This is a genomic window from Luedemannella helvata, from assembly GCF_039528415.1.
GTDB lineage: Bacteria > Actinomycetota > Actinomycetes > Mycobacteriales > Micromonosporaceae > Luedemannella > Luedemannella helvata.
This window is the reverse complement of sequence record NZ_BAAALS010000008.1, coordinates 22,925-48,236: the sequence shown is the minus strand read 5'-3', so window position 1 is coordinate 48,236 and position 25,312 is coordinate 22,925. Positions and strand designations below refer to the sequence as shown.

At 71.0% G+C, this 25,312-nt stretch carries 24 protein-coding genes and 1 tRNA gene; 6 read left to right on the top strand and 19 right to left on the bottom strand.

Going from position 1 to position 25,312, the window contains the following annotated elements:
- Positions 1 to 25 precede the first annotated feature (25 nt).
- The 4 genes from atpB to ABD191_RS10210 form a co-directional block, all read right to left on the bottom strand.
- The gene (atpB, locus tag ABD191_RS10225) at positions 26 to 805 is read right to left on the bottom strand and encodes a F0F1 ATP synthase subunit A (protein WP_344079298.1); all 780 of its coding nucleotides are present in this window, start codon (positions 803 to 805) and stop codon (positions 26 to 28) included.
- Between the two features lie 12 nt (positions 806 to 817).
- Complete coding sequence (locus ABD191_RS10220) at positions 818 to 1,039, bottom strand: AtpZ/AtpI family protein (protein ID WP_344079296.1); 222 nt, start codon at positions 1,037 to 1,039, stop codon at positions 818 to 820.
- A 275-nt stretch (positions 1,040 to 1,314) separates the two neighbouring features.
- Positions 1,315 to 1,845: a hypothetical protein gene (locus ABD191_RS10215; protein ID WP_344079295.1), complete on the bottom strand. Its 531-nt coding sequence runs from the start codon at positions 1,843 to 1,845 to the stop codon at positions 1,315 to 1,317.
- A complete protein-coding gene (locus ABD191_RS10210) occupies positions 1,842 to 3,170 on the bottom strand; it encodes a serine hydroxymethyltransferase (RefSeq protein ID WP_344079293.1) in 1,329 nt (442 codons plus the stop codon). Before ABD191_RS10210 ends, ABD191_RS10215 begins: the two co-directional genes overlap by 4 nt.
- Positions 3,171 to 3,241: 71 nt before the next feature.
- Here ABD191_RS10210 and ABD191_RS10205 point away from each other — a divergent pair, with 71 nt between their 5' ends.
- Entirely contained in the window at positions 3,242 to 4,738 is a 1,497-nt protein-coding gene (locus ABD191_RS10205; protein ID WP_344079291.1) for an SDR family oxidoreductase, read from the top strand.
- Here ABD191_RS10205 and ABD191_RS10200 read toward each other — a convergent pair.
- The 10 genes from ABD191_RS10200 to ABD191_RS10155 form a co-directional block, all read right to left on the bottom strand.
- Positions 4,728 to 5,351 (bottom strand): arsenate reductase/protein-tyrosine-phosphatase family protein, encoded by a 624-nt coding sequence (locus ABD191_RS10200; protein WP_344079290.1) that lies wholly within the window; start codon positions 5,349 to 5,351, stop codon positions 4,728 to 4,730. The genes ABD191_RS10205 and ABD191_RS10200 overlap by 11 nt on opposite strands.
- Before the next feature lie 4 nt (positions 5,352 to 5,355).
- On the bottom strand, positions 5,356 to 6,021 hold the full coding sequence (locus ABD191_RS10195) for an L-threonylcarbamoyladenylate synthase (protein ID WP_344079288.1): 666 nt from the start codon (positions 6,019 to 6,021) through the stop codon (positions 5,356 to 5,358).
- Positions 6,000 to 6,866 carry a peptide chain release factor N(5)-glutamine methyltransferase gene (prmC, locus tag ABD191_RS10190; protein WP_344079286.1) on the bottom strand — a complete coding sequence of 289 codons (867 nt, stop codon included), beginning with the start codon at positions 6,864 to 6,866 and terminating at the stop codon, positions 6,000 to 6,002. Before prmC ends, ABD191_RS10195 begins: the two co-directional genes overlap by 22 nt.
- Before the next feature lie 121 nt (positions 6,867 to 6,987).
- Positions 6,988 to 7,212: a hypothetical protein gene (locus ABD191_RS10185; protein WP_344079284.1), complete on the bottom strand. Its 225-nt coding sequence runs from the start codon at positions 7,210 to 7,212 to the stop codon at positions 6,988 to 6,990.
- 154 nt (positions 7,213 to 7,366) lie between these two features.
- Positions 7,367 to 8,455, bottom strand: coding sequence for a peptide chain release factor 1 (prfA, locus tag ABD191_RS10180; RefSeq protein ID WP_344079283.1), 1,089 nt, complete (start codon positions 8,453 to 8,455; stop codon positions 7,367 to 7,369).
- A 91-nt stretch (positions 8,456 to 8,546) separates the two neighbouring features.
- Positions 8,547 to 8,765, bottom strand: coding sequence for a 50S ribosomal protein L31 (gene rpmE / locus ABD191_RS10175; protein ID WP_344079281.1), 219 nt, complete (start codon positions 8,763 to 8,765; stop codon positions 8,547 to 8,549).
- 130 nt (positions 8,766 to 8,895) lie between these two features.
- Positions 8,896 to 9,390, bottom strand: coding sequence for an NUDIX domain-containing protein (locus tag ABD191_RS10170; protein WP_344079279.1), 495 nt, complete (start codon positions 9,388 to 9,390; stop codon positions 8,896 to 8,898).
- 67 nt (positions 9,391 to 9,457) lie between these two features.
- The gene (rho, locus tag ABD191_RS10165) at positions 9,458 to 11,443 is read right to left on the bottom strand and encodes a transcription termination factor Rho (RefSeq protein ID WP_344079277.1); all 1,986 of its coding nucleotides are present in this window, start codon (positions 11,441 to 11,443) and stop codon (positions 9,458 to 9,460) included.
- 306 nt (positions 11,444 to 11,749) lie between these two features.
- Positions 11,750 to 12,715 (bottom strand): homoserine kinase, encoded by a 966-nt coding sequence (gene thrB, locus ABD191_RS10160; RefSeq protein WP_344079275.1) that lies wholly within the window; start codon positions 12,713 to 12,715, stop codon positions 11,750 to 11,752.
- A gap of 41 nt (positions 12,716 to 12,756) precedes the next feature.
- The gene (locus ABD191_RS10155) at positions 12,757 to 14,004 is read right to left on the bottom strand and encodes an MFS transporter (protein WP_344079273.1); all 1,248 of its coding nucleotides are present in this window, start codon (positions 14,002 to 14,004) and stop codon (positions 12,757 to 12,759) included.
- Between the two features lie 123 nt (positions 14,005 to 14,127).
- Here ABD191_RS10155 and ABD191_RS10150 point away from each other — a divergent pair, with 123 nt between their 5' ends.
- Entirely contained in the window at positions 14,128 to 14,598 is a 471-nt protein-coding gene (locus ABD191_RS10150) for a VOC family protein (RefSeq protein WP_344079271.1), read from the top strand.
- Positions 14,599 to 14,982: 384 nt separating this feature from the next.
- Here ABD191_RS10150 and thrC read toward each other — a convergent pair whose 3' ends face one another.
- The 4 genes from thrC to argS are packed head-to-tail and all read right to left on the bottom strand — an operon-like array spanning position 14,983 to position 20,390.
- The gene (thrC, locus tag ABD191_RS10145; protein WP_344079269.1) at positions 14,983 to 16,032 is read right to left on the bottom strand and encodes a threonine synthase; all 1,050 of its coding nucleotides are present in this window, start codon (positions 16,030 to 16,032) and stop codon (positions 14,983 to 14,985) included.
- Between the two features lie 10 nt (positions 16,033 to 16,042).
- Positions 16,043 to 17,317: a homoserine dehydrogenase gene (locus ABD191_RS10140; protein WP_344079594.1), complete on the bottom strand. Its 1,275-nt coding sequence runs from the start codon at positions 17,315 to 17,317 to the stop codon at positions 16,043 to 16,045.
- Positions 17,318 to 17,335: 18 nt separating this feature from the next.
- On the bottom strand, positions 17,336 to 18,718 hold the full coding sequence (gene lysA / locus ABD191_RS10135; RefSeq protein ID WP_344079267.1) for a diaminopimelate decarboxylase: 1,383 nt from the start codon (positions 18,716 to 18,718) through the stop codon (positions 17,336 to 17,338).
- Between the two features lie 4 nt (positions 18,719 to 18,722).
- Complete coding sequence (argS, locus tag ABD191_RS10130; protein ID WP_344079265.1) at positions 18,723 to 20,390, bottom strand: arginine--tRNA ligase; 1,668 nt, start codon at positions 20,388 to 20,390, stop codon at positions 18,723 to 18,725.
- 162 nt (positions 20,391 to 20,552) lie between these two features.
- Between argS and ABD191_RS10125 the strand changes: the two genes are divergently transcribed.
- The 3 genes from ABD191_RS10125 (at position 20,553) to ABD191_RS10115 (ending at position 22,144) form a co-directional block, all read left to right on the top strand.
- Positions 20,553 to 21,368 (top strand): thioredoxin-like domain-containing protein, encoded by an 816-nt coding sequence (locus ABD191_RS10125; protein WP_344079263.1) that lies wholly within the window; start codon positions 20,553 to 20,555, stop codon positions 21,366 to 21,368.
- On the top strand, positions 21,365 to 21,997 hold the full coding sequence (locus tag ABD191_RS10120; RefSeq protein WP_344079261.1) for a DUF305 domain-containing protein: 633 nt from the start codon (positions 21,365 to 21,367) through the stop codon (positions 21,995 to 21,997). Before ABD191_RS10125 ends, ABD191_RS10120 begins: the two co-directional genes overlap by 4 nt.
- 72 nt (positions 21,998 to 22,069) lie before the next feature.
- A tRNA-Arg gene (locus tag ABD191_RS10115) sits at positions 22,070 to 22,144 on the top strand.
- A gap of 125 nt (positions 22,145 to 22,269) precedes the next feature.
- Here ABD191_RS10115 and ABD191_RS10110 read toward each other — a convergent pair.
- Entirely contained in the window at positions 22,270 to 23,370 is a 1,101-nt protein-coding gene (locus tag ABD191_RS10110) for a hypothetical protein (RefSeq protein ID WP_344079259.1), read from the bottom strand.
- 372 nt (positions 23,371 to 23,742) lie between these two features.
- Here ABD191_RS10110 and ABD191_RS10105 point away from each other — a divergent pair, with 372 nt between their 5' ends.
- Positions 23,743 to 25,260: an MFS transporter gene (locus ABD191_RS10105; protein WP_425560701.1), complete on the top strand. Its 1,518-nt coding sequence runs from the start codon at positions 23,743 to 23,745 to the stop codon at positions 25,258 to 25,260.
- The last annotated feature ends 52 nt before the right edge of the window (positions 25,261 to 25,312 follow it).

The following is a 25,312-nucleotide window of genomic DNA, read 5'->3' as shown; positions in this document are numbered from 1 at the left end:
ACGTCCGGCGGGCTGGGCCGCCGACTCAGTGTTCGTCGGCGAGCGCGCCCTGGACGTAGCTGGCCGTGAGCACGACGAAGACGTAGGCCTGCAGCAGCGCCACAATGACCTCGAGGAAGTAGAGGGCGATCGCCATGCCCCACGACAGGACCGAGACCGACTTCACCGCGATCGAGTTGGCGCCCAGCAGGGCGAAGCCGCCCAGCGTGAAGACGAGCAGGATCATGTGGCCGGCGAACATGTTGGCGAAGAGCCGCAGCGCCAGCGTGACCGGGCGGACGATGAAGGTCGAGAAGAACTCGATCGGGATCAGCAGCGGCAGCACGAACCACGGCGCCGGGGGGATGAGCGCGTTCTTGAAGAACTTGCCGGCGCCGTGCTTGCGGATGCCGACCCAGATGAACAGCACGTAGCTGATCACCGCGAGCACGATCGGGAAGGCGATGTGCGAGTTCGGCGAGACCTGGATGAGCGGGATCAGGCCGAACAGGTTCGTCAAAAGGATGAAGCAGAACAGCGTCGTGAGGTACGGCGCGAACCGCACGCCCTCGTGCCCGATCATGTCCTTGGCCACACCGTCGCGCGCGAAGCCGTAGATCGACTCGGCGATCCACTGGCGCTTGGTCGGCACCAGCTGCGGGTTCCGGTACGCCCACAGGAAGAAGATGATGAGGACGGCGACGGCGACCCAGACAAGCAGAGTGAACTTCGTCAGCCAGGGGTACGCGCCCTCGACCAGGCTCGGGAGGTAGAAGTCCTCCACACTCGGTGGGAACGGGATTCCGCCCTCAGCGAGGATCGGCACCTGGTGCCCCTCTCATGTCATGCCACCCAACCGTCGGGCGATCAGGTAGACCGCTCCGGCCAGGCCGGCGATGAGCCCCACCGCGATCGCGATGCCACCCGTGTGAAGCCAACGGTCGACGAGCCACCCTACAAACCCCCAGACGAGCATTCCGCCGATGAGGTAAGCGAGAGCAGTCCATCCCGCGCCGGCCCCTTGCGGGTCGCGATCCGGGGGCGTCTTGTCACCAGCCATGACGCGGACAAGATATCAGCCGGTTGAACGGTGCTACACGTCGACCCCCGCGCGCTCCGCGCGGAGGTGGCAGCCGTCTCCAAACCAGGGATCTCATACGTTACTCCTCACCGGACCCACTGTGTCCACTCACGCGCGAAACTTGCTGTGTCGGGTCATGAACACGCACTGTGACAGTGAGCGTATCCACATACGTGACGTCCGTCGCATTCCGGCGGCCGGGTCGTGGGGTCCGGCCGGCATAGTGACCCCGGCCGATCCCACCGCCCCGGCACCTACGGCTCGGCGGGCGGGTCGGGGTGGACCGGATGGCGGACGATGTACCAGATCTGGGCCGCGTTCCAGACCACCACGGCCGCGATCAGTGAGACGCCCATCGCCGGCAGCCCGGCCCAGTCGGCGGCGGCCAGGGCCGCCATGCCGAGTCCGATATACGTGAATTTGATCGTGTACGCCACGAGTCCCACGGCCAGCACGAGTTGGGGCCGCACGGAGTCGGCCCAGGCGATCGCCAGGGTCGACGCCACATAGCTGGCCGCCACGAGCCCCACGCCCGCGGCCGCGCCGGCGGCCGCCACCGCGCCGCCGTACGCCGCCCCGGCGATGACCGAGATCACCAACAGCACCGCCATGGCCCACAGCGCGGTCGGCAGGTGGGGAATGCGCTGGCGCACGGTCCTACGGTCAACAAACTCCGCGTCGACCTCCCGCCGGTCGGCGGGGTCCGGCGCCCGACCACCGGCGGACGCCGGCTGGTCCGCCGGGTCGTCCGTGGACGCGGGGCCACCGCGCATGGCGGCCGTCACCGCGCGACCGTGGCGGCAGCCGGGACGGACGCCGGCGGCTCGGGTACGGCCGGCTTCGGGTACGCCGGGAAGGCGGCCACCAGCGTGGCGACCTCGTCCGCCACGGCCGCCAGCTCGCGGGCGCCGCCGGACGAGCCGGGATCCGCGGCCACCGCCCGGGCGATCAGCGCCGCGATCTCGCGCATCTGCGCCTCCCGCATGCCCTGGGTGGTGACGCACGGCGTGCCCACCCGGATGCCGGACGCGACCATGGGCTTCTGCGGGTCGTACGGGATGGCGTTCTTGTTGAGGGTGATCATCGCGGCGTCGCAGCGCTCCTCGGCCTCGCGCCCGGTGACGCCGGTCTCGCGCAGGTCGAGCAGCGCGAGATGGGTGTCCGTGCCGCCGGAGACGGGGCGCATGCCGGCCTCGGCCAGCCCGTCCGCCAGGGCGCGGGCGTTGGCGACGACCTGTCGGGCGTACTCGGCGTAGGCGGGCTGCGCGGCCTCGCGCAGGGCCACGGCCTTGGCCGCCACGGCGTGCATCAGGGGGCCGCCCTGGGTGAACGGGAAGACGGCCTTGTCCATCCGGGCGCTGAGCTCCTGGGTGCACAGGATCATGCCGCCGCGCGGACCGCGCAGGACCTTGTGGGTAGTGGCGCAGACCACATCGGCGTGCGGTACGGGCGACGGGATGACCCCGCCGGCGACCAGGCCGATGAAGTGCGCCGCGTCGACCATCAGATAGGCCCCGACCTCGTCGGCGATCGACCGGAACCGCCCGAAGTCGATCAGTCGCGGGTAGGCCGTCGCCCCGCAGATGATCATCTTGGGTTTGTGGGCCAGGGCGAGATCGCGAACCTCGTCATAGTCGATCAGCTCGGTGTCCGGCCGGACGGTGTAGCCGACCGTCCGGAACCAGGCACCCGAAAAGTTGACCTTGGACCCGTGGGTGAGGTGCCCGCCGTGGGGCAGATCCATGGCGAGGACGGTGTCGCCGGGCTGCGTCAGGGCCGCGTAGGCGGCGAGGTTCGCGCTCGCGCCGCTGTGCGGCTGCAGGTTCGCGTGATCGGCGCCGAACAGGTCCTTGGCCCGCGCTATGCCGATCTCCTCGGCCTTGTCGACCTCGGCGCACCCGCCGTAGTAACGCCGGCCCGGGTACCCCTCGGCGTACTTGTTGGTCAGCGTCGAGCCGAGCGCGGCCAGCACCGCCGGCGACGTCAGGTTCTCGCTCGCGATCAACTGCAGGCCGCGGCGCAGCCGGCCCAGCTCGCCGAGGACCACGGCCGCGATCTCCGGGTCCTCCGCCTCGAGCGCGGCGAAGTCCGGGCCCCAGTAGGTCTCCACCCCCGGAGTCTATGGCCCTAACCGGACGGATGCCCGGGCGACAGGGCCCCCGACCCGGCATGATCGGCAGTATGCGCTGCCTGGTGACCGGTGCGACCGGCTATGTGGGCGGCCGGTTGGTGCCCCGGCTGCTCGCGGCCGGGCACGACGTGCGCTGCCTGGTCCGAAACCCCGTCCGGCTGCGCGACGAGCCGTGGGCCGACACGGTGGAGATCGTCGCGGGGGACGTGACCAAGCCGGACGGCCTGGTCGACGCGCTGCGGGGCTGCGATGTCGCGTACTACCTGGTGCACGCGCTCGGCCGGCCGGACTTCCCGAGCCTGGACCGCGTCGGCGCCGAGGTGTTCACGCAGGCCGCCGCCACGGCCGGCGTGGGCCGGCTCATCTATCTCGGTGGCCCGGAGCCCGCGGAGCACCACTCCTCGGACCACCTGCGCTCCCGCGACGAGGTCGCCCGCATCATGCTGGCCGGCCCGGTGCCGACGGTCGTCCTGCGCGCGGCCGTGATCATCGGGTCGGGCTCGGCGAGCTTCGAGATGCTGCGCTACCTCACCGAGCGCCTGCCCGTCATGGTCACCCCGCGCTGGGTACGCAACCGGGTGCAGCCGATCGCGATCCGCGACGTGCTGCGCTACCTCGTGGAATGCCCTACGAGCGTGCCCGCCGACATCAACCGCGCCTTCGACATCGGCGGCCCGGACGTGCTCACGTACGCCGAGATGATGCGCCGCTACGCCGAGGTCGCCGGCCTGACGCGGCCCGTCATCGCGCCCGTGCCCGCCCTGACGCCGAAGCTGTCCGCGCTCTGGGTCGGCCTGGTCACCCCGGTGCCCGGCGCGATCGCGCGTCCGCTGGTAGCCAGCCTGATCCACGAGGCGGTCTGCAAGGAACAGGACATTCTCGAGTACGTGCCGGTACCCCCGGACGGGCTGATCGGCTTCGACGAGGCGGTCCGCCTGGCGCTGGCGAAGATCCGCGACGCGGACGTCGAGACCCGCTGGTCGGATGCCAGTTGGCCGTGGGCGTCGACCGCGCCGCTGCCCAGCGACCCGCTGCCGACCGACCCGGAGTGGTCGGGCGGGACCGTCTACACGGACGTGCGCGAGCACGCGGTGGCCGCCCCGCAGGGCGCGCTGTGGCGGGTCATCGAGGCGATCGGCGGCGAGCACGGCTGGTACTCGTTCCCGCTCGCCTGGTCGGCGCGCGGCTGGCTGGACCGGCTCGCGGGCGGCGTGGGGCTACGCCGGGGCAGGCGCGACCCGCGCCGGCTCATGGTCGGCGAGGCCCTCGACTTCTGGCGCGTCGAGGAGATCGTGCCCGGTCGGCTGCTGCGGCTGCGCGCGGAGATGCGGCTGCCCGGCCGGGCCTGGCTGGAGATGCGGGCCGAGCCGGACGGCGAGCACGCCCGGTACCGCCAGCGGGCCGTGTTCCTGCCCCGCGGCCCGGCCGGGCACGCGTACTGGGCGGCGGTGTGGCCGTTCCACGCGATCGTGTTCGGCGGCATGGCCCGCAACATCGCGGCGGCCGCCAAGCGCCAGGCGGCCAGCGGGAGCGGGGTCAGCCGGTGAGGGCCGCGGCGAGCGGGACGACCGTCTCCTCGATCTCGTCGGCCACCCGGGCGAACTCGGCCGGCGCGAGGCCCCACGGGTCGTCGAGGTCGTCACTGGGCCGCGAGGCGGCGCGCCGACCGTCGCCGCCCCACACCGCGCCGCCGCCGCGGGCCGCGTCGACGGCCACCACGAGCGCGTACGCCCGGTCGTAGGCGGCGTCGGCCGAACCGTCGTTGGGCGGCAACCGGTCGAGGTGGACCTTGCGCATGAGCCGGCCGAACTCGCCCAGCACGAACACCTTTCCGGCCGCGTCGGGCCGCAGCTCGACCGCATGGTGAACCTGCTCGGCGGTGGCGCAGAGCACCAGATCGGACTCGTCGATCATCGCCTTGGTCATCCGGCGGGCCCTGAAGCCGGACGGGTCGCCACCCCGGGCCAGCAGCTCGCGCTCGGCCGGGGCGTTCATCGGCTCGCCGACGTGCCAGGACCCGGTGCCGGCGCCGTGACTGCGGTAGAACTCGAGGGCGCGGTCGCCGATCTGCTTGCGGACGGCCAGCACGAACAGCCGCTCCGCCATCGGCGAGCGGCAGATGTTGCCGACACATACGTGCAGGACGGTGAACGGCGCCACGTCGCTACTCCCCCGGTAACTGGATGTTCGGGACCACCTGGCGCAGCTTCTCGATCGGCAGCGCCCCCTCGCGCAACACGGTCGGCACCGGTGTTACGCAATTCACAATCGTAGATGGCGTCTGGTCGGCGCTCTCGCCCGCCTCCAGATACACCGACACGGAGTACTGGAACTGGTCCTGCGCGGCCGTGGCGGTCAGCGCGGCCGGCTCGCCGGTCTTGTTCGCGCTGGAGACCGCCATCGGCCCGGTCTCGCGCAGCACCTCCAGCGCCACCGGGTGGGCCGGCATCCGCACGGCGACCGTGCCGCCGGTGTCCCCGAGGTCCCACTGCAGGCTGGGCGCCTGCTCGACGACGATGGTGAGCGCGCCCGGCCAGAACGCCTCGACCAGGTCGCGGGCCACGGCGGGCAGGCTGAGCGTCAGGCCGTCGAGCGTGTGGCGCGATCCGATGAGGACCGGCGGCGGCATGTGCCGCCCGCGGCCCTTCGCGTTGAGCAGCGCGGTGACGGCCCACGGCTTGAAGGCGTCCGCGCCGATGCCGTAGACGGTGTCGGTGGGCAGCACGATGAGGTCGCCGCGCTTGACGGCCTCGACCGCGGCGCTGACTCCCTGGTCGCGCCACGCGAGGGTGCGGCAGTCGTAGAGGTTCACGGTGCGCCATCCTGCCATCCGCCGGCGCGGCGCGCGGTGGTGAACCGGGGGCGCCCCGCCAGATCGTGATGCAGCCGTACGCGCTCGAAGCCGGCGGCGCGCATCAGCGCCGGCACGGCGTCGCCGTGCGTGTCGTCGTGTTCGATCCCGACCGCCCCGCCGGGCGCGAGCAGCGCGGACACCCGGCGCAGCAACGGCGGGAACAGGTCGAGCCCGTCCGGGCCGCCGAACACGGCCGCGGCCGGGTCGTGCCCGGTCACCTCAACCGGCAGGCCGGCGGCGGCGGTCAGCGGCACGTACGGGGGGTTGCACAGCACCAGGTCCACCCCGGCGTCGAGGTCGGCGAGGACGGCGGGATCGGTGACGTCGCCCGCCACCACCGTGACGGGATGCCCGGCCGCGTTGCGGCGCAGCCACGCCAGAGCCTCGGGCTCGCGCTCGACGGCGTACACCCGGGCGCCGGGATGCTCGGTCGCGACCGACAGGGCGATCGCGCCGGAGCCGGCGCAGAGGTCGACGACCGTGGGAGCGTCCGGACGCCCGCGCAGCCACGCCAGCCCCCACTCGACGAGCAGTTCCGTCTCGGGCCGTGGGACGAATACGCCCGGACCCACGGCGAGATCGAGATGGCGGAAGGCCGCCCGACCGGTGAGGTGCTGGAGGGGTACGCGTGACCCGCGCGCCGCGATCAGCGACGCGTACTCGCGGTGTTGTTCCTCCGTGAGGTCCGGCGCGAGCAACAACCGGCCCCTGGTTGTGGCCAGCACATGTGCGGCCAACAGCTCCGCGTCGACCCGCGCCGATGCCACCCCGGCCTCGGCGAGAACGGCTGTGGCGCGCGCGATCGTGACGGAGACGGACACCCTCCCATCATGCACACCGGTGGCGTGACCACCGGCCCCCGTGCGGAGATCGTCAGGCCGGACGACGCTGGCCGTCCTGACGAGTCCCCCACACCGCCGCGTGCTCGGCTGACCGCACCGGTCAGCGGAGTGCGCGCGCGGCGGCGAGCATGCGTTGCACGTCGGCCCGCGCGACGGCCCGCTCGCGGTCGGCGCAGACGGCCTCCCACGCGTTGCCGCGCGACGTGCCCAACCGTTCCTCGCCCAGCACCTGGTAGAGCAGGCGGACCGTGGCACTGAGCACCGCGCGCGGCGGCGCCGTGATGTCCAGCGTGGCCCTCGTCTGCACTCCGACGGGTGTGCTCATTGGTCGGCCCCCTCGTCCAGCGGGCGTGAACGGATACCCGCCACAAATGTTCGGGGTTGGGTGTTTCGAATCCATGTCCCTGGCGTCAACGGCAGGTCAGATTCCGGTGTCTTCTTCCGTAACACCCTATTTCGGCACACCCTTAACTCGCGCCTCAACGGCGCGACAACTCCGTCTCGCCGGCCAGCCGCGCCGCGCGGTCCGCCTCGGTCAGCGCGTCCAGGACGCCGTCCGCGTCCCCGGCCAGCACCAGATCCAGGTTGTACGCGGTGAAGTTGATCCGGTGGTCGGAGATCCGGTTCTGCGGGAAGTTGTACGTGCGGATGCGCTCCGAGCGGTCGACCGTGCGCACCTGCGCGCGCCGGGCGTCCGACGCGGCGGCGGCCGCCTGCTCCTCGGCGAGCTGCGCGAGCTTGGCCCGCAGCATCCGCATGGCCCGGTCCTTGTTCTGCAGCTGCGAACGCTCGTTCTGGCAGCTCACCACGACGCCCGTGGGCAGATGGGTGATGCGCACCGCGGAGTCGGTCGTGTTGACGGACTGACCGCCCGGGCCGCTGGACCGGAACACGTCGATGCGCAGGTCGTTCTGGTCGATCTCGACCTCGGCCTCCTCGGCCTCCGGGGTGACCAGCACGCCCACGGCCGAGGTGTGGATGCGGCCCTGCGACTCCGTGGCGGGCACGCGCTGCACGCGGTGCACCCCGCCCTCCCACTTCAGCCGCGACCACACGCCGTACCCGCCCTCGGGCACGCCCCTGGTCTTGATGGCGACCGCCACGTCCTTCATGCCGCCGAGGTCCGACTCCTGCGAGTCGAGCACCTCGGTGACCCAGCCGCGCCGCTCGGCGTAGCGCAGGTACATGCGCAGCAGGTCGCCGGCGAACAGGGCCGACTCCTCGCCGCCCTCGCCCGCCTTGATCTCCAGGATCACGTCCTTGCCGTCGTTGGGGTCACGCGGGATGAGCAGCTCGGCGAGCTTCTCCTCAATGCCCGGGATGCGCTCGGCCAGAGCGTCGGCCTCGGCGGCGAATTCCGGGTCCTCGGCGGCCAGCTCGCGGGCGGCGGCCAGGTCGGAGCGGGCCTGGGTCAGCTCGGCGGCCGTCTTGTGGATGGGGGTCAGCTCGGCGAAGCGCCGGCCCACCTGCCGCGCCGTCGACTGGTCGGCGTGGATCGCCGGATCGGCGAGCCGCCGCTCCAGCTGCGCGTACTCGTCAAGCAACGTCGCCAAACGGTCGGTGCTCATCGCTCTCCCCCCTCCCTGGATTTACCTACAACATCACAACGGCGCCCGCCCCGCGCCGGTGTGGGCGCGGCGGCGGACGCCGTCGGAGCAGCTACTTGGCCTTGTTGACCTTGGCGTACTTCTGCTGGAACTTCGCCACGCGGCCGGCGGTGTCGAGGACGCGCTGCTTGCCCGTGTAGAACGGGTGGCAGACGTTGCAGGTCTCGACGTGGATCGAACCGTTCTTCGCGGTGCTGCGCGTGGTGAACGAGTTGCCGCAGGAGCAGGTGACCTCGGTCACGGCGTACTGCGGGTGAATGTCGGGCTTCATGTGCTGCCTCGGTCCTCTCGTGAAGGTCGCCGGGTCGCCTCGCGTCCTACGACGCGATGTCGGGCGTGAACCGGAACCTGGCCGGTGTAACAGTCTGCCACGTGCGGTTGTTCCCGACCGCACCGGGCGCCTACTTCACGACCAGCCGGCCGGTCGCCTCGAACGTCGCCAGGTCCGCCAACGCCTCCTGAACGGTCTTCGACAGCGGCGACGGCAGCTCGGCGGGGTCGTGGAACACCGCGTCCGTCGTCTCGTCGGTGACCCGCACCAGCTCCCCCGACCAGCGCGGCACCCGGAACGCCGTGACGTGCAGCTGGTACGTGTGACCCCACTGGTTGGTCGTCGTGTACTCCACGCCGGTGTAGAGGGCGAACGGCTCGACCTCCTCGGCCACGAGCCCGGTCTCCTCGCGCACCTCCCGCACGGCGCACTGGGCGATCGACTCGCCCAGCTCCATCGCCCCCGCCGGCAGCGACCAGTACCCGTTGTCCGACCGCTTGATCAGCAGCACCCGGCCCGCCTCGTCTCGCACGATGGCCCGCGCGCCCACGAACATGAGGATCCGCTCGCCCGCGATCGCCCGCAGCTGCCCCAGGTACGAGTCGGCCCACGAAATGCTCGCCATGCCGACCACCCTAAACGGCGCGGGGCGCGCCGGCCGGTGGCCGACGCGCCCGTCACGACTGGGGCGACTACTCGCCCGGCGTGCTCTTCGCGATCTGCATGAGGAACTCCACGTTGGTGCGGGACTGCTTGAGCCGGTCGATCAGCAGCTCGATCGCGGCCTGCGAGTCCAGCGAGTGGAGCACCTTGCGCAGCTTGAGGATGATCGCGTACTCCTCGGGAGCGAGCAGGATCTCCTCCTTGCGCGTGCTCGACGGGTCGATGTCGACCGCCGGGTAGATGCGCCTGTCGGCGATCTTCCGGTCGAGCTTGAGTTCGGCGTTACCCGTGCCCTTGAACTCCTCGAAGATGACCGTGTCCATCATCGAACCGGTCTCCACCAGCGCGTTCGCGATGATGGTCAGCGAGCCGCCGTTCTCGATGTTGCGGGCGGCGCCGAGGAAGCGCTTGGGCGGGTAGAGCGCCGTCGAGTCGATACCACCGGACAGGATCCGGCCGCTGGCCGGCGCGGCCAGGTTGTAGGCCCGGCCCAGTCGGGTGATCGAGTCGAGCAGGACGACCACGTCGTGACCCAGCTCCACGAGGCGCTTGGCCCGCTCGATCGCCAGCTCCGCGACCGTGGTGTGGTCCTGCGGCGGGCGGTCGAACGTCGAGGCGATGACCTCGCCCTTCACCGACCGCTGCATGTCGGTGACCTCCTCCGGCCGCTCGTCGACGAGGACGACCATGAGGTGGCACTCCGGGTTGTTCTGGCTGATCGCGTTCGCGATGGCCTGCTGGATCATCGTCTTGCCGGCCTTCGGCGGCGACACGATGAGCGCCCGCTGGCCCTTACCGATCGGCATCACCAGGTCGATGATGCGCGTGGTGAGGATGTGCGGCTCGGTCTCCAGGCGCAGCCGCTCCTGGGGGTAGAGCGGGGTGAGCTTGTAGAACTCGGGGCGCCGGCGGGCCTCCTCCGGGTCCATCCCGTTGATGGTGTCGAGACGCACCAGCGGGTTGTACTTGTCACGGCGCTGCTCGCCCTCGCGGGGCGCGCGCACGGCGCCGGTCACCGCGTCGCCGCGACGCAGGCCGTACTTCTTGATCTGCGACATGGAGACGTAGACGTCGTTCGGGCCGGCCAGGTAGCCGGACGTGCGCACGAACGCGTAGTTGTCCAGCACGTCGACGATGCCGGCGACCTGCACGAGCACGTCGTCGTCGGAGACCTGCGGCTCGGCGCCGCCCCCGGACTCGCCGCGCTCGCCGCGGCCCCGGCGACGGTCGCGGAACCGGCTGCGCCGGCCGCGGCGGCCACCCTCGTCGTCGTCATCGCTGTCGGCGCGGTTGTCACGGTCGGCCCGGCTGTCGCGGTCGGCGCGGCTGTCCCGGTCTCCCCGGTTGTCGCGCTCGCCACGCTCGCCACGGCCGTCCCGCTCGCCACGACTGTCACGCTCACCGCGCTCGGCACGCTCACCGCGCTCGGCACGCTCGCCACGGTCGGCACGCTCGCGGCGCTCGCGGCGCTCCGGACGCTCGCCCCGCTCGGCGCGCTCCGGGCGGCCCTCGGCGCGTTCGGTGTCCTCGCGGGTGGCGGCACGGCCGCCGTTCTCGCGGGCCTCGTCCGTCGTCGTGGTCGTCTCGGTCGCGGCGCGGGAAGCCCGCGACTCGCGGGACTCCGGCGGACCGGCGGCGCGGGAGGCCCGCCGCGGTGCCCGCTCCGGGGCCTTTTCCTGGGTGCCGCTGTCGACGCTGGTGACGCTCTCCACGTCACGCACCTCCGCCCGTACCTCCGCACGCGGCGCCTCGCCGCGGGCAGCGACCTCACCCCGAGCCGACTCCGCACGCGGACCCGGGACCCGGCCTTCGCCGTTCTGCTGGGCCTGGATCGCGGCGATGAGCTCGCTCTTGCGCATCCGGGCCGTGCCCGTGATTCCAAGCGACGACGCCATGGACTGCAGCTCGGGCAGGAGCTTGCCGGTCAGGCCGCCACCCGTACGCCGCCGGGGTTCGGAGGCGGGCGTCTCCGGGGTGCTGGGGGCTTCCGACGTGACGTCGGTGGTGTCGCTCAATGGATTCCTTCCCTCGTTAGGCCGGGCTCCCGGTTCGGCACAGGGTGGGGCCGGGCAGCCGCGGATACACCCGCTCCGGCTGAACGTCGCGGGAGTGTGATACACCGAGCGCCAAAGATCTGCGGCCGGTAATGCCGTCGCCGGGCGGTCCTTGCCCGGCTGCGGACCGTGCACCGTGTGAGCGGGTCGAACATGGTTAGCGCGAACCGCTGGAACATGAGGGGCACGGAGATCGCAGCCTGCGCGTGAGCCTGGTGCGGGTCCGCAGGATCGCGCGGTGGCGGCTGGTATCGCCCTAGAGCGTAATCAACCGGGTAGACCTGCGGCAACAGGGTCGCCCTCGGCGTGTTCAACACTCAGGATACGCGCACCTTCCGAGGCCACGTCGAGTGACCTCGACCACCACCCTTCCGGACAGAGATTTTCTGCCTCGGCGAGCAGGTGCTCATCGTCCGCGACCAGCGCCAACACGGTGGGCCCGGAGCCGCTGACGACCGCCGCGATGCCCTCCTCGCGCAGCGTGGCGAGCAGCTTGGCGGTCTCCGGCATGGCCGGCGCCCGGTAATCCTGGTGCAGGCGGTCCTCGGTGGCGTCGAACAGCAGCCGCGGATCCTGCGTGAGCCCGTGCACGAGCAGGGCCGTGCGGGCCGCGTTGAACGCGGCGTCGGCGTGCGGGACGGTCGGCGGCAGGGCCGCCCGGGCCGCGGCCGTGAAGCCCAGCTGGGACGGCACGAAGATCACCGGCCGGAGCCCCTCCAGCGCCTCCAGGCGCACCGCCCGGGTGCCACCGTGCCCACGCGCGGGCCGGGTGGTCCACGCAATGGTGAACCCACCGAGGAGGGTAGGTGCGACGTTGTCCGGGTGGCCCTCGATCTCGGCGGCCAGCCGCATCACGGCGAAGTCGTCGAGCAGGGCGGCGCCCTCCTCGACGAGCGCCCGGGCCAGCAGGATCCCGGCGACCACGGCGGCCGACGAGGAGCCCAGCCCACGAGCGTGCGGGATGTGGTTGTCGCAGAACAGTTCGATGCCGGCCGGACGGCCGCCGATGCGGTCGAAGGCCGAGTTCATCGTCGCCACGATCAGGTGGGACCCGTCCGTCGGCAGATCCTCGGCGCCCTCGCCGCGCACCGTCACCCGTACGCCGCCGTCCGTCACCCGGGCGGTGACGTCGTCGTAGAGGGTGAGAGCGAGCCCCAGCGAGTCGAAACCGGGGCCGAGGTTCGCGCTGGAAGCCGGCACACGAACCCGGACGGGGGCGGTCAGGAACGCCATGGCGACATGCTATAGGTGACCGTTCGCATAGTGCAGGGCGGCTAGCCGGCGGCGCCCGGCACGAGATCGCCCTCGACCGGCACGGGGGACAGGCGGCGGGTCATGACCCGCCAGACGACGGCGTAGAGCAGCGTCGCGGCGCCGCAGGCGGCCACGACCACCCGCGGGCTGACCGAGTCGACGAACAGTCCCGCCACCAACACGGACACCGAGATGGCCAGGGTCGCGAGGGTCATGTCGGCGGCCATCACCCGGCCACGCAGCGCGTCCGGCACCACGAGCTGCAGCGCGTAGTTGGACATCGCCCAGTTGCCGCCGCCGCCGAAGTGCGCCAACGCCACGAGCACGAACGCCAGCCAGAACCACGGCGCGACGGCCACCCCGACATACGCCAACCCGTACGCGGCCATCGAGATGGCCAGCCCGGGCAGCAGCCAGCGGCGCCGGCTGAGCGCCCGGCGCAGCATGAGCGGTCCGAGCAGCGCGCCGAGGCCGCGCGCCGCGAACAGGGCACCCAGCCCCATCGACCCCACCCCGAACACAGTCGTCGCGAGAAGCGGGAACGCGCCCAGCACGCCGTTGCCGATGCCCACGGCCGACTTCACGGTGACCAGCGAGGCGACCTGCGGCCGGTGCACGATGTAGCGCACGGCCTCCCGCAGCGCGTGCCACGGCCGCGGTGGTTCGGCGCCGGCTTCGCGGGGCTGCTGCATCGGGCGGCGCACGCGCCACACCAGCACCGCGGCCACCGCCAGGCTCACCACCGTGATGAGAAAACAGGTGTACGGGCCGACGCGCGCGCTCACCACACCACCGGCGGACGCCCCGACGACGAGCATGGTCCCCCAGGCGCTGCCCGCCAGCGCATTGGCCGTCCCGAGATCCTCCCGGCTGACGAGGTTGGGCAGCGCCGCCCCGGCCGCCGGCGTGTAGAACGCCTTGGCGGTCGCGGCCAGGCCGATCGCGACCGGCCCGAGCCAGGCGACGTCCGGCGTACGCACGAGGAACAGCAGGCTGATCGCGCCGATCGCGGCCAGGTTGGCGGCGATGAGGATGGCCCGCCGGTTGACCCGGTCGGCCACGACCCCGGCGAACGGCAGCATGAGCGCGTTCACGGCGGTGTCGGCGACGAGGGCGAGCGCGGAGGGCAGGCCGCTGCCGGTCAGCTCCTGCAGCAGGGTCATGAGCGGGATGAGCGCGAACCAGTCGCCCCCGAACATGACCAGCTCAGCGAGGAACAGCCGCCGGAAGTCAGGATTTCGGGTAAGGACCGTAAGAGCGGGTGGCACGTACCAGAACCCTACCGCACCCAGTCGGGCCAGGGCGGACGGAAAAATCTTGGCCGCGTTTGTCGAACGGCCGCGGCCGGCTCCGACCACCATGCGAAGGGACCATCAACAGGAGGAAGCCAGATGAGCAGGATCACCCCGTTCTTGTGGTTCAACACCGAGGCCGAGGAGGCGGCGACGTTCTACACGAGCCTTTTCCCGAACTCCCGCATCGTTGAGGTGCAGCGCCACGAAACCGCGGACGCCGAGAAGTCCGCCTTCGTCGTGACGTTCGAGATCGACGGCATGCGGTTCACGGCGCTCAACGGCGCCCCCGGCAACGTCCACTTCACCGACGCGGTCTCGTTCCAGGTCGACTGCGCCGACCAGGCGGAGGTCGACCGGTACTGGGACGCGCTCATCGCGGACGGCGGAGAGCCGAGCCAGTGCGGCTGGCTCAAGGACAGGTTCGGCGTCTCCTGGCAGATCATCCCCACCGCGCTGCCCCGCCTGCTCGCCGACCCCGACCGGCAGGCGGCCGCCCGCGTCATGAACGCCATGCTGGGCATGCAGAGGATCGACATCGCGGCCTTGGAGGCGGCAAAGAGCGGCTGACCCCCGCCCCTCCCGCTGACGCGGGCCATCCCACCGCTCCCCAGCCATAAGCGTGACTTTGGCGACGCCGGAAGCCCACCCCGCCGCCAAAGTCACGCTTATGGCGACGCGGCACGCCCGCCACCCCGCCAAAGTCACACCTTTGGCGACACCAGACCGCTACGACCCCGCCAAAGTCACGCATATGGCGACGCGGCACGCCCGCCACCCCGCCAAAGTCACACCTTTGGCGACACCAGACCGCTACGACCCCGCCAAAGTCACGCATATGGCGACGCGGCGCGGGCCTCCCGTCGCCAAAGTCACGCATATGGCGACGCCAGACGCCCGCACCCCGCCAGAGTCGCGACTTTGGCGGGGTGCGGGGTGTGCGCTGGCGGCCTGCTAGGCCAGATCGAGCGCCCGGGCCGCCTCGATGACGTCGGCCTGGATGCTCCGCGGCGCCGGGGCGGTCGAGATCGCCCACTCCGGGTCCTTGAGGCCGTGCCCGGTCACCGTGCACACGACCCGCGACCCGCGCGGCAGCTCCCCGGAGGCGGACTTCGCGAGCAGGCCGGCGACCGAGGCCGCGCTGCCCAGCTCCACGAACACCCCGACCTCGCGGGCCAGGATCTTGTACGCCGTCAGGATCTCCCGGTCGGTCACGGCGTCGATGAGGCCCCCGGAGGCGTCGCGCGCGTCGACGGCCTTGGTCCAGCTGGCCGGGTTGCCGATGCGGATGGCGGTGGCGATCGTCGACGGGTCGCGGACGACCTCCCCGCGCACGATCGGCGCGGCCCCCGAGGCCTGGAAGCCGAACATCCGCGGCTTGCGGGTCGCGTTGCCGGCCGCGTAGTCCTCCTCGTACCCCAGCCAGTACGCGCTGATGTTGCCCGCGTTGCCGACCGGCAGGCAGTGGATGTCCGGGGCGTCGCCGAGCGCCTCGACGATCTCGAAGGACGCGGTCTTCTGGCCCTGCAACCGGTCGATGTTGACCGAGTTGACCAGCGCCACCGGATAGTCGATGGCGAGCTTGGACGCGAGCGACAGGCAGTCGTCGAAGTTGCCGGCCACCTGCAGCGGCCGGGCGCCGTGCACGAGGGCCTGCGCCATCTTGCCGAGGGCGATCTTGCCGGCGGGGATGAGGACCGCGCAGGTGAGCCCGGCGCGCGCCGCGTAGGCGGCCGCCGACGCGGAGGTGTTGCCCGTGGAGGCGCAGATGACCGCCTTGGCGCCGGCCTCAACGGCCTTGGACACCGCCACCGTCATGCCCCGGTCCTTGAAGGAACCGGTCGGGTTGGCGCCCTCCACCTTGAGGTAGACGTCGCAGCCCGTCCGGTCGCTGAGCACGGGGGCGGGCACGAGCGGCGTGTTCCCCTCGTGCAGCGTCACCACCGGGGTGGTGGCGGTGACCGGCAGCCGGTCCCGGTACGCCTCGATCAACCCGCGCCACATCGTGCTCTCCTTACTCACCTTCGACCCGCATCACGCTGGTCACGCCGCGGACGATATCCAGCGACCGCAGCTGGCGCACCGTCTCGCTGAGCGCGGCGTCCGTGGCCGCGTGCGTGACGATGACCAGGACGGCCCCGGCGCCGCGGCCCTCCTGACGGACGGTCTGGATGCTCACGTCCTGCTGGGCGAAGACGCCCGCGACCGCGGACAGTACGCCCGCCTTGTCGGCCACGTCCAGTGAGATGTGATACCGGGTGACGACCTCGCCCATCGACCGGATGCGCAGGTCGGCGTACGCGGACTCGCTGGCCGCGCGCACCCCGGCGAGCCGGTTGCGGGCCACGGCGACCATGTCGCCCACGACCGCGCTCGCGGTCGGCGCGCCGCCGGCGCCCCGGCCGTAGAACATCAGCTGCCCGGCGGCCTCCGCCTCGACGAACACCGCGTTGAACGCGTCGCCGACGCTCGCCAGCGGGTGCGTGCGGGGGATCATCGCGGGGTGCACGCGCACGGAGACCGCGTCGTCGGCGCGTGACGCGATGCACAGCAGCTTGATCGTGGCGCCCATGTCCCGGGCCGCGGCCATGTCGGCGGCCGTGACCTCGGTGATGCCCTCGCGGTAGACGTCGGCGGCGCGCACCCGGGTGTGGAACGCCAGGGACGCGAGGATCGCCGCCTTGGCCGCGGCGTCGAAGCCCTCGATGTCGGCGGTCGGGTCGGCCTCCGCGTAGCCGAGGGCGGTCGCCTCGTCCAGGGCCTCGGCGAACCCGGCGCCGGAGGCGTCCATGCGGGAGAGGATGAAGTTCGTCGTGCCGTTGACGATTCCGGTGACGCGGGTGATCTGGTCGCCGTGCAGCGACTCGCGCAGGGGCCGCAACAGCGGGATCGCGCCCGCGACGGCCGCCTCGTAGTAGAGATCCGCGCCGCCCTCCGCGGCCGCGTCGTGCAGGGCGGGGCCGTCCTCGGCGAGCAGCGCCTTGTTGGCGGTGACCACGCTCTTGCCGGAGCGCAGCGCCTCGACGAGCCACGTGCGGGCCGGCTCGATGCCACCGACCACCTCGACGACCATGTCGACGTCGTCGCGCTTGACCAGGCCCAGCGCGTCCGTGGTGAACAGCGACGGGTCGATCGGCACGTCGCCGCGGTCGAGGCCGAGCCGCCGCACGGCGACCCCGACCAGTTCCAGCGGCGCGCCGATGCGCGCCGTGAGGTCAGCCTCCTGCTCGCGCATGAGGCGCACGACCTCCGCGCCGACGGTGCCACAGCCCAGGAGGGCCACCTTCACGGGTTCGCCAGCCATCTCTCAGCCCACATCCAGTGCCAACAGGTCGTCCTCGGTCTCCCGCCGCACGATCACCCGGGCGACCCCGCCGGCGACCGCGAGCACGGGCGGCCGGGGCACATGGTTGTAGTTGCTCGCCATGCTCCGGCAGTACGCGCCCGTTGCGGGCACCGCGAGAAGATCTCCGGGCTGCACGTCGCCGGGCAGGAATTCATCCTGCACGACGATGTCCCCGGACTCACAATGCTTTCCCACGACACGGGCCAGGATCGGCGGCGCGCTGGAGGCGCGGCCGGCCACCGTGGCGCTGTAGTGGGCGTTGTACAGGGCCGTGCGGATGTTGTCGCTCATCCCGCCGTCGACGCTGACGTACGTACGGATGCCGTCCACGTCCTTGACCGTGCCGACCTCGTAGAGGGTGAACACGGCCGGGCCGACGATCGCGCGTCCGGGCTCCACGCTCAGCCGCGGCACCGCGAGGTTACGCAGCCCGCACTCCTCCGCCACGATCTTGCGCAGTCCGGCGGCCAGATCGGCGGCCGTCGACGGGGTGTCCTGCGACGTGTACGCGATGCCGTAGCCGCCGCCGAGGTCCAGTTCGGGCAGCTCCACGCCGTGCTCGTCGCGGATCGCCGCGTGCAACGACAGCACCCGCCGCGCCGAGATCTCGAACCCGGACGTGTCGAAGATCTGCGACCCGATGTGCGAGTGCAGGCCCACCAGCTCCAGCGCGTCCTCGTGCAGGATGCGGGAGGCCGCCTTGGCCGCCGCCCCACTGGCCAGCGAGAAGCCGAACTTCTGGTCCTCGTGCGCGGTCGCGATGAACTCGTGCGTGTGCGCCTCGACCCCCGCCGTGACGCGGACCATCACCCGGGGCCGCACGCCGCGCGCGCGGGCCAGCGCGGTCAGCCGGTCGATCTCGTCGAACGAGTCGACCACGATCCGCCCGACGCCCGCCTCGATGGCCCGGGTGAGCTCGGCCACGGACTTGTTGTTGCCGTGCAACGCGATCCGCCCCGCCGGCATGCCGGCGGCCAGTGCCACGGCCAGCTCGCCGCCGGTGCACACGTCGAGGCTCAGGCCCTCCTCGGCCACGATCCGCACGACCGCCTTGCAGCAGAACGCCTTGCTCGCGTAGTGCACCTCGCCGCCCGCGAACGCGTCGCGCCACTCCCGGCACCGGGCCCGGAAATCAACTTCATCCAGGACGTACGCCGGTGTGCCGTACTCCTCGGCAAGCTCGCGGACGGTGCGCCCGCCCACGGACAGCACCCCGTCGGCGCCGCGTTCGACCGTGCGCGGCCACAGCTGCGGCAGCAGGGTGTTGACGTCGGCCGGCTGGCGGAGCCAGACCGGCGCGTGCCCGATCTCGGCGTGCAGCGCCCCGGCCTCGTGCGCACTCACGGTCCTACATCCTCTCCGGCGCCGAGACGCCCAGCAGGCCCAGCGCGTTCTCGACAACGACGCGGGTCGCGTCGTTGAGCCACAGCCGCGACCGGTGCAGGGGCGTGATCTCCTCGTCCCCGACCGGCATGACCCGGCACGCGTCGTAGAAGCGGTGGTAGGCCGCGCCGACCTGCTCCTCCAGGTAACGCGCGACCCGGTGCGGCTCGCGCAGCTCCGCGGCCGACCGCACGACCGCCGGAAACTCGCCGAGGGCCTTGAGCAGCTCGTGCTCCTTGGGGTGGGTCAACAGCTCCGGCTGGAAGTCCGCCGGCCCGCCGCGGGTCAGCCCCACCTCGGCCGCGTTGCGGGCCACGCCGGCGGCGCGCGCCGCGACGTACTGCACGTAGTAGATCGGGTTGTCGTTCTTGGCCCGCGTCCACAGCTCGACATCGATGTCGATCGGCGAGTCCGAAGAATAGCGGGCCAACGCGTACCGGGCCGCGTCGATGCCGATCGCGTCGACCAGGTCCTCCAGTGTGACGACCGTGCCGGCCCGCTTGCTCATCCGCACCGGCTGCCCGTCGCGCACCAGGTTCACCAGCTGCCCGATGAGGATCTCAAGGTGCTTGTCCGGGTCGTCGCCGAAGCACGCGGCCATGGCCTTCATCCGGCCGATGTAGCCGTGGTGGTCCGCGCCCAGCATGAGCACGACGTGATCGAAACCACGCTCGCGCTTGTCGAGGTAGTAGGCGCAGTCGGCAGCGAAGTAGGTCCACTCGCCGTTGCTGCGGACCACGACGCGGTCCTTGTCGTCCTTGAAGTCCGTCGTGCGCAGCCACACCGCGCCGTCGGCCTCGTAGACGTGGCCCTGCGCGCGCAGCCGGGCCAGGGCCGCGTCCAGCTCACCCCGGTCGTGCAGGTCCTTCTCGTTGAAGTACACGTCGAAGTGCACGCCGAAGTCGGCCAGCGAGGACTTGATCTCGTCGAACATCAGGGCGACCCCGTCCACGCGGAACGCCTCCTGCGCCTCCGGCTCGGGCAGGGTCAGCACCTCGGGACGCTTCGCGACCACGGCCGTGGCGATGTCTGTGATGTACGCCCCACCGTAGCCGTCCTCGGGCGTCGGCTCGCCGCGCGCGGCGGCCAGCAGCGACCGCGCGAACCGGTCGATCTGCGAGCCGGCGTCGTTGAAGTAGTACTCCGTCGTGACGGCGGCGCCGGACGCGCGCAGCAGGCGGGCCAACGCGTCGCCGACGGCCGCCCAGCGCACCCCGCCGATGTGCACCGGCCCGGTCGGGTTCGCGGAGACGAACTCGAGGTTGACCGTCTGGCCCGCGAGCGCGTCGTGGTGCCCGTACTCCCTGCCTTTGACCACGATCGTGCGGGCGAGCTCGCCCGCGGCGGCCGCGTCGAGGCGGATGTTGACGAAGCCCGGGCCGGCGACTTCGGCGCCCGCGATGCCCGGCACCTCCTGCAACTTTCGCGCGAGGTCACCGGCGAACTCGCGCGGGTTCAGACCGGCCTTCTTGGCCACCTGCAGAGCGAGCGTGGAGGCGTAGTCGCCGTGCTCAGGATTGCGAGGTCGCTCGACGGTCGCCGTCGCCGGGAGCACCGCCTGATCAAGGCCACGGGCGGCCAGGATGTCACGGGCAGCTGTCAATACGACGTCGGCAAGCTCTGCGGGACTCACCGCGTCATGCTACCGAGGGTAGACTTCTGCCCTTGGCGGCGACCCCATACCGCTTGCCACCATTCGGGATACCGCCCCCAGTCGGACAAAACCGACAAAAACGAAAGGTCGCTGACCTTCCTCCCGGAGAAACGCGACTACCCGACTAGACGAGGCCCCTCTATGTCTATGAGCACCCCTGGCGACGTCCGTCGCCCCTCGACCAAGAAGGCCGCGAACCCCGCGGCCGGCGCCGGCAAGAAGTCCGGCGGCGCCGGCAAGGGCTCGCCCAACCGCCCGAGCGGCGCGGGAGGCGGCGGCAAGGGCAGGCGCCCGGTCGCCCCCGTCAAGGTCAGCCAGGGACGCAACTGGGGCCCCATCGCCCTCTACGCCGCCGCCGGGGCGATCGCCCTCGGCATCATCGCCTTCGCGACGGTCTACCTGCTGCAGAACAAGCCGGACACCCGGCCCTGGCAGGAGCGCGCGGCCGAGATCGAGGGCATCACCAACTACCGGGAGACCAACCCGGACCTGCTCAAGCCCGCCCCCGGCAAGAACTCCCACGAGTGGGGCCCGCTCACCTACCAGGTCAACCCGGCCGTCGGCGGCTCGCACAACTACAACATCCAGAACTGCATGGGTGACGTCTACAAGGCCCCCATCCCGCAGGAGCACGCCGTGCACAGCCTCGAGCACGGCGCCGTCTGGATCACCTACCGCCCCGACCTCCCGCAGGACCAGGTCGACAAGCTGGCGAAGAAGATCGACGGCGTCGCGTTCACGATGATGAGCCCGTACCCCAACCTGGACAGCCCGATCTCCCTGCAGTCGTGGGGCTTCCAGCTCAAGGTCGACAACGCGGACGACCCGCGCATCGACAAGTACATCCAGGCGCTGCGCCTCAACGCCACCATGGAAGAGGGCGCGGCCTGCTCCGGCGGCATCACGGAGACCGGCACCACGCCGTTCGACATCGGAAAGACCTCCGGCAACCAATGAGCGAAGCTGACGGCACGCCACGGCGCTGGACCCGCGTCCTCGCCGTGGCGCTCGCCGCGGTCCTGCTCGTCGGCGCAGGGCTCGCGGTGGGACTCCTCGTCTCCCACGACACGACACCCGGCGACGACTCGGTCGAGGCCGGCTTCGCCCGCGACATGGCCGAGCACCACGCCCAGGCCGTCGAGATGAGCATGATCGCCTACCGGGGCGGGGAACTGTCCGACGTGCGCATGCTCGCCCAGGACATCGCGCTGACCCAGCAGGCCCAGATCGGCATCATGCACGAATGGCTCAAGGAGTGGCACCTGCTGCCGACCAGCGGCCAGCCGCGCATGGCGTGGATGCCCGACGGCCAGAAGAGCATGGAGTCCGGCAACCGCATGCCCGGCATGGCCACCGCCGAGGAGATCGACAAGCTCCGCAACTCCAAGGGCCGCGACCTCGACGTCCTGTTCTGCCAACTCATGCTGCGCCACCACCTCGGCGGCATCCACATGGTCGACGGCGTCCTCGCCGAGGCCAAGGACCCCCGGGTCATCGAACTGGCCACCGGCATGAAGAAGGCCCAGAACTCCGAGATCGAAGCCCTCAACGGCATCCTCAAGGGCCTGAACGCCCCGGCCGGTTAGCGTGGTATGTCCCCCGCCGGTAACCCAAGCGAAGACCGGCGGGGGAACCTGCTACAGTTTTCGAGTCGCTGAGCCCCCGTAGCTCAGGGGATAGAGCACCGCCCTCCGGAGGCGGGGGCGCAGGTTCGAATCCTGCCGGGGGCACCACGCCTAGAACACCTCTCACCAGCCGAAACGAAGCCCTTGACCAGGTATAACGCCGGTCAAGGGCTTCGCTCGTATGTCCGACTGCCGCTACGAGGCCGTACGCGCCCCACCGGTCCGCCGTCCGTTCATGAGAGTGCGGGCGGTGCGGCGATCCGGGGAGTCCCTCCACCGCCGACGCTGGTGGCAGAGCTGTTGGTGACAATACGCATCTCGGCGTGGAGGATCTTCCAGTCCGCGGTCATACGCGCGGTCCGGGCCGCGTTGCACGCCAGCTCGCAGTAGAGCGCCGCCGTACCTGCCCGGTCGACCACGTACGCACCGTAGTTCTGCAAGGTGTGGGCCAGCGCGCGGCCTTCTGCGCTCAGGGGCAGCGCGTCAATGTCGACCGATCCAGGGATGGCCAGGAGCGACCCCATGGGGACCGTTCCGGAGTACGACGTCGTCCCGTCCCCGTCCTGCCGGGTCGCCGGCCATACCGGTCCGGTCTTGAGCACGTTGTTCGGCACGGCGACGGCGAGGGCATGCGGGATTCGCAGCGCAGCGAGTTCCTCACTACGGATCAACCCCGCAATCGCGGGTACCCCCGCGGCTCGTGATCCGGACCCGATGCCGGTTCCGCGCAGGTCCGTGACCACCACGATCTGCGCGCTCCAGGTGCCGTCGCTGAGCTTCTCGAATTTGAAGGCATCGTATGCGGTCACGCCATCGGGCTGGATCAGGGTCACATGCTTATCCGATCCGCCGGTGGCAACAGTGTCAGCAGGAATACGTATCGTGTGGGTCTTGCCGTTGCGGACTGCGTTGAGCGTGACCAGCGGATCGCGGGTGGTCGTTATTCGGACGGCAATGGACCAGGAGTCGCGGTTGATAACCGGTTTGGCCCCGAGGAACGCGGCGGTGCGGGGAGCGGACCGCGACTCGAACTTCGCACCGGAACCGATCGCCGTGTTCCAGACCGACGTCGACGAGAACGGGTGCTGCGCCGCGGACCGGGCGCCAGGTGTCTCGGAAGCGGACCGGGCGACAGGTGTCACGGACGCGGACCGCGAGGCGTTGGCCGTGGCTGTGGGTGTCGCCACCGGGGTCGACGGAGCAGGACCCGCCGTCGTGGCTCCGGGGCTCACAGATGCGGCGCGGGTGGCCCCCTCGAACATCGTGAACTGTGAGGCCGGAACATCTTTTGTCGCGGCGACGACGGCGATACCTGCACTGACCAGCACGGCCACTGTGGCCCCTATCAGGATGACCTTCGTTGATCGCGGCAATTCTCCTAACTTAGGCCACATTGCATTCCCGCATGTCTCTTGATCGATTCGACCCCCCGAACCTTAACTAAATCCCAGGGCCCCGGCAAAGTCGTTACGTCATGCTGGGGCCCCTGGACCCGCGCTGAGCCGACCCTCGGCCGCTCATCAAGGCGGCCATGAGCTCCGCACATTTTCGGCCGTCACTGACCGACCATCTTGCCGACATGATGTCGGTAAGATGGTCGGGTGAGCATCCCTCAGGCCGACCCGGATCCGCACACAGCCCCGACGCCCGGCGAGTCGGACGCACCGGCACCCACGGAACACATCGACAGGCGCGGCTGGCTCGCGTTGACCTGCATCGCCCTCGGCGTATCGCTCGTGATCATGGACGCCACGATCGTCAATGTTGCGCTTCCGGTCGTCATCAAGGACCTCGGGCTCAGCGCCGCCGACGCGCAATGGACCAACGCCACCTACTCGCTCGTCTTCGCAGCCCTGCTGCTGACCGTCGGCCGCCTGGGCGATCTGCGCGGCCGACGACGGCTGCTCATCTCCGGAATGATCCTGTTCATGGCCGCCTCGGCGGTCGCCGGAGCCAGCACCAGCCCGCTCATGCTCATCGGGTCCCGACTCGTCCAGGGCCTCGGTGCCGCCATGATCGTGCCCAGCGCCCTGTCCACCCTCAACGCCATGTTCTCGGGGCGCGCCCGCACGATCGCGTTCGCCGTCTGGGGATCGGCCATCGGCGGCATGGCCGCTATCGGCCCCCTCGTCGGCGGCTGGCTGGCCACCGACACCTCCTGGCGATGGGCGTTCTGGCTCAACATTCCGATCGGACTGCTCATCGTCATCGGCATCATCCGCAGCGTTCCCGAAACCCGCGACCCAGCGACCACACCGGGCGGCGACCCTGTCGGTGTGGCCCTGTCCGCTCTCGGGATGGGCGCCATCGTCTTCGCCCTCATCGAGGGCCACTGGTTCGGCTGGTGGCGGCAGGAGGACGGCTCGATCTCACCAGTTGCTCCGGCACTGACCGCCGGCATCGTGCTCATCCTGGTGTTCATCGGGTACGAACGCCGCCGCGCGACTCTCGGTCGCCCCGCGCTGATGGACCTGGGCTTGTTCAGGTTGCGCAGCTTCCGCTCCGGTGTCATCGCCGCGATGATCGTGGCCCTCGGCGAGTTCGGCCTGCTGTTCACCCTGCCGCTGCTCCTGCAGGGCAGCCTCGGGTACACCGCTCTGGGCACCGGTGCTGTTATCGTCGCCCTCGCCCTGGGCACCTTCCTCATATCCGGCATGCTTCCGCAGCTATCGAAGCGAATGTCGCGTCGAGCGATCGTCCAGGTCGGACTCGCGTTGGAAGCCCTGGCCATCGGCGCCCTCGCGCTCACCGTCTCCACGACGATCTCCACCTGGCTGATCTGCCTCCTGCTGTTCGTCTACGGCATCGGCGTCGGCATGGCCACCGCCCAGCTGACCGCCCTCCTGCTGTCGGACGTCCCGCCACGGGAGAGCGGCCAGGCCTCCGGCATCCAGAGCACCATCCGGCAACTGGGCTCTGCCCTCGGCGTCGCCGCCCTCGGCGGACTACTGATCAACCAGCTCACCAACGTCACTCAGCACAACCTGGCAGCCCTGCGGCTACCCGCCGACACGATCGACGCGCTCACCACCGCCGTCAGCGAGAGCGCCGGAACCGCCATCGCAGGGCTTCAAGCCTCACCTCCTGGCCCTGGCATCGCCCAAGCCGTGACCAACGCCATGATCAGCGCCAGTCAGACCACCCTCTGGATCGCAGCCGCGGTCCTCTTCGTCGGGCTACTTTTCACCCTCAGGCTTCCCAAAGCCCCCACACCGCGAGGCTGAACGGGTCAGCCACTGAACGCGCAGCACAGCATCTGCCTCTCATGCCGACCAC

Excerpts from the sequence above, each read along its gene's own strand:
- rpmE (WP_344079281.1), bottom strand. The coding sequence starts at position 8,765 with ATGAAGCCCGACATTCACCCGCAGTACGCCGTGACCGAGGTCACCTGC.
- prfA (WP_344079283.1), bottom strand. The coding sequence starts at position 8,455 with ATGAGCACCGACCGTTTGGCGACGTTGCTTGACGAGTACGCGCAGCTG.
- ABD191_RS10150 (WP_344079271.1), top strand. The coding sequence starts at position 14,128 with ATGAGCAGGATCACCCCGTTCTTGTGGTTCAACACCGAGGCCGAGGAG.
- ABD191_RS10120 (WP_344079261.1), top strand. The coding sequence starts at position 21,365 with ATGAGCGAAGCTGACGGCACGCCACGGCGCTGGACCCGCGTCCTCGCC.
- ABD191_RS10125 (WP_344079263.1), top strand. The coding sequence starts at position 20,553 with ATGTCTATGAGCACCCCTGGCGACGTCCGTCGCCCCTCGACCAAGAAG.
- ABD191_RS10205 (WP_344079291.1), top strand. The coding sequence starts at position 3,242 with ATGCGCTGCCTGGTGACCGGTGCGACCGGCTATGTGGGCGGCCGGTTG.
- ABD191_RS10185 (WP_344079284.1), bottom strand. The coding sequence starts at position 7,212 with ATGAGCACACCCGTCGGAGTGCAGACGAGGGCCACGCTGGACATCACG.
- ABD191_RS10170 (WP_344079279.1), bottom strand. The coding sequence starts at position 9,390 with ATGGCGAGCATTTCGTGGGCCGACTCGTACCTGGGGCAGCTGCGGGCG.
- thrC (WP_344079269.1), bottom strand. The coding sequence starts at position 16,032 with ATGTGGCGCGGGTTGATCGAGGCGTACCGGGACCGGCTGCCGGTCACC.
- thrB (WP_344079275.1), bottom strand. The coding sequence starts at position 12,715 with ATGGCGTTCCTGACCGCCCCCGTCCGGGTTCGTGTGCCGGCTTCCAGC.
- ABD191_RS10220 (WP_344079296.1), bottom strand. The coding sequence starts at position 1,039 with ATGGCTGGTGACAAGACGCCCCCGGATCGCGACCCGCAAGGGGCCGGC.
- ABD191_RS10195 (WP_344079288.1), bottom strand. The coding sequence starts at position 6,021 with ATGGCAGGATGGCGCACCGTGAACCTCTACGACTGCCGCACCCTCGCG.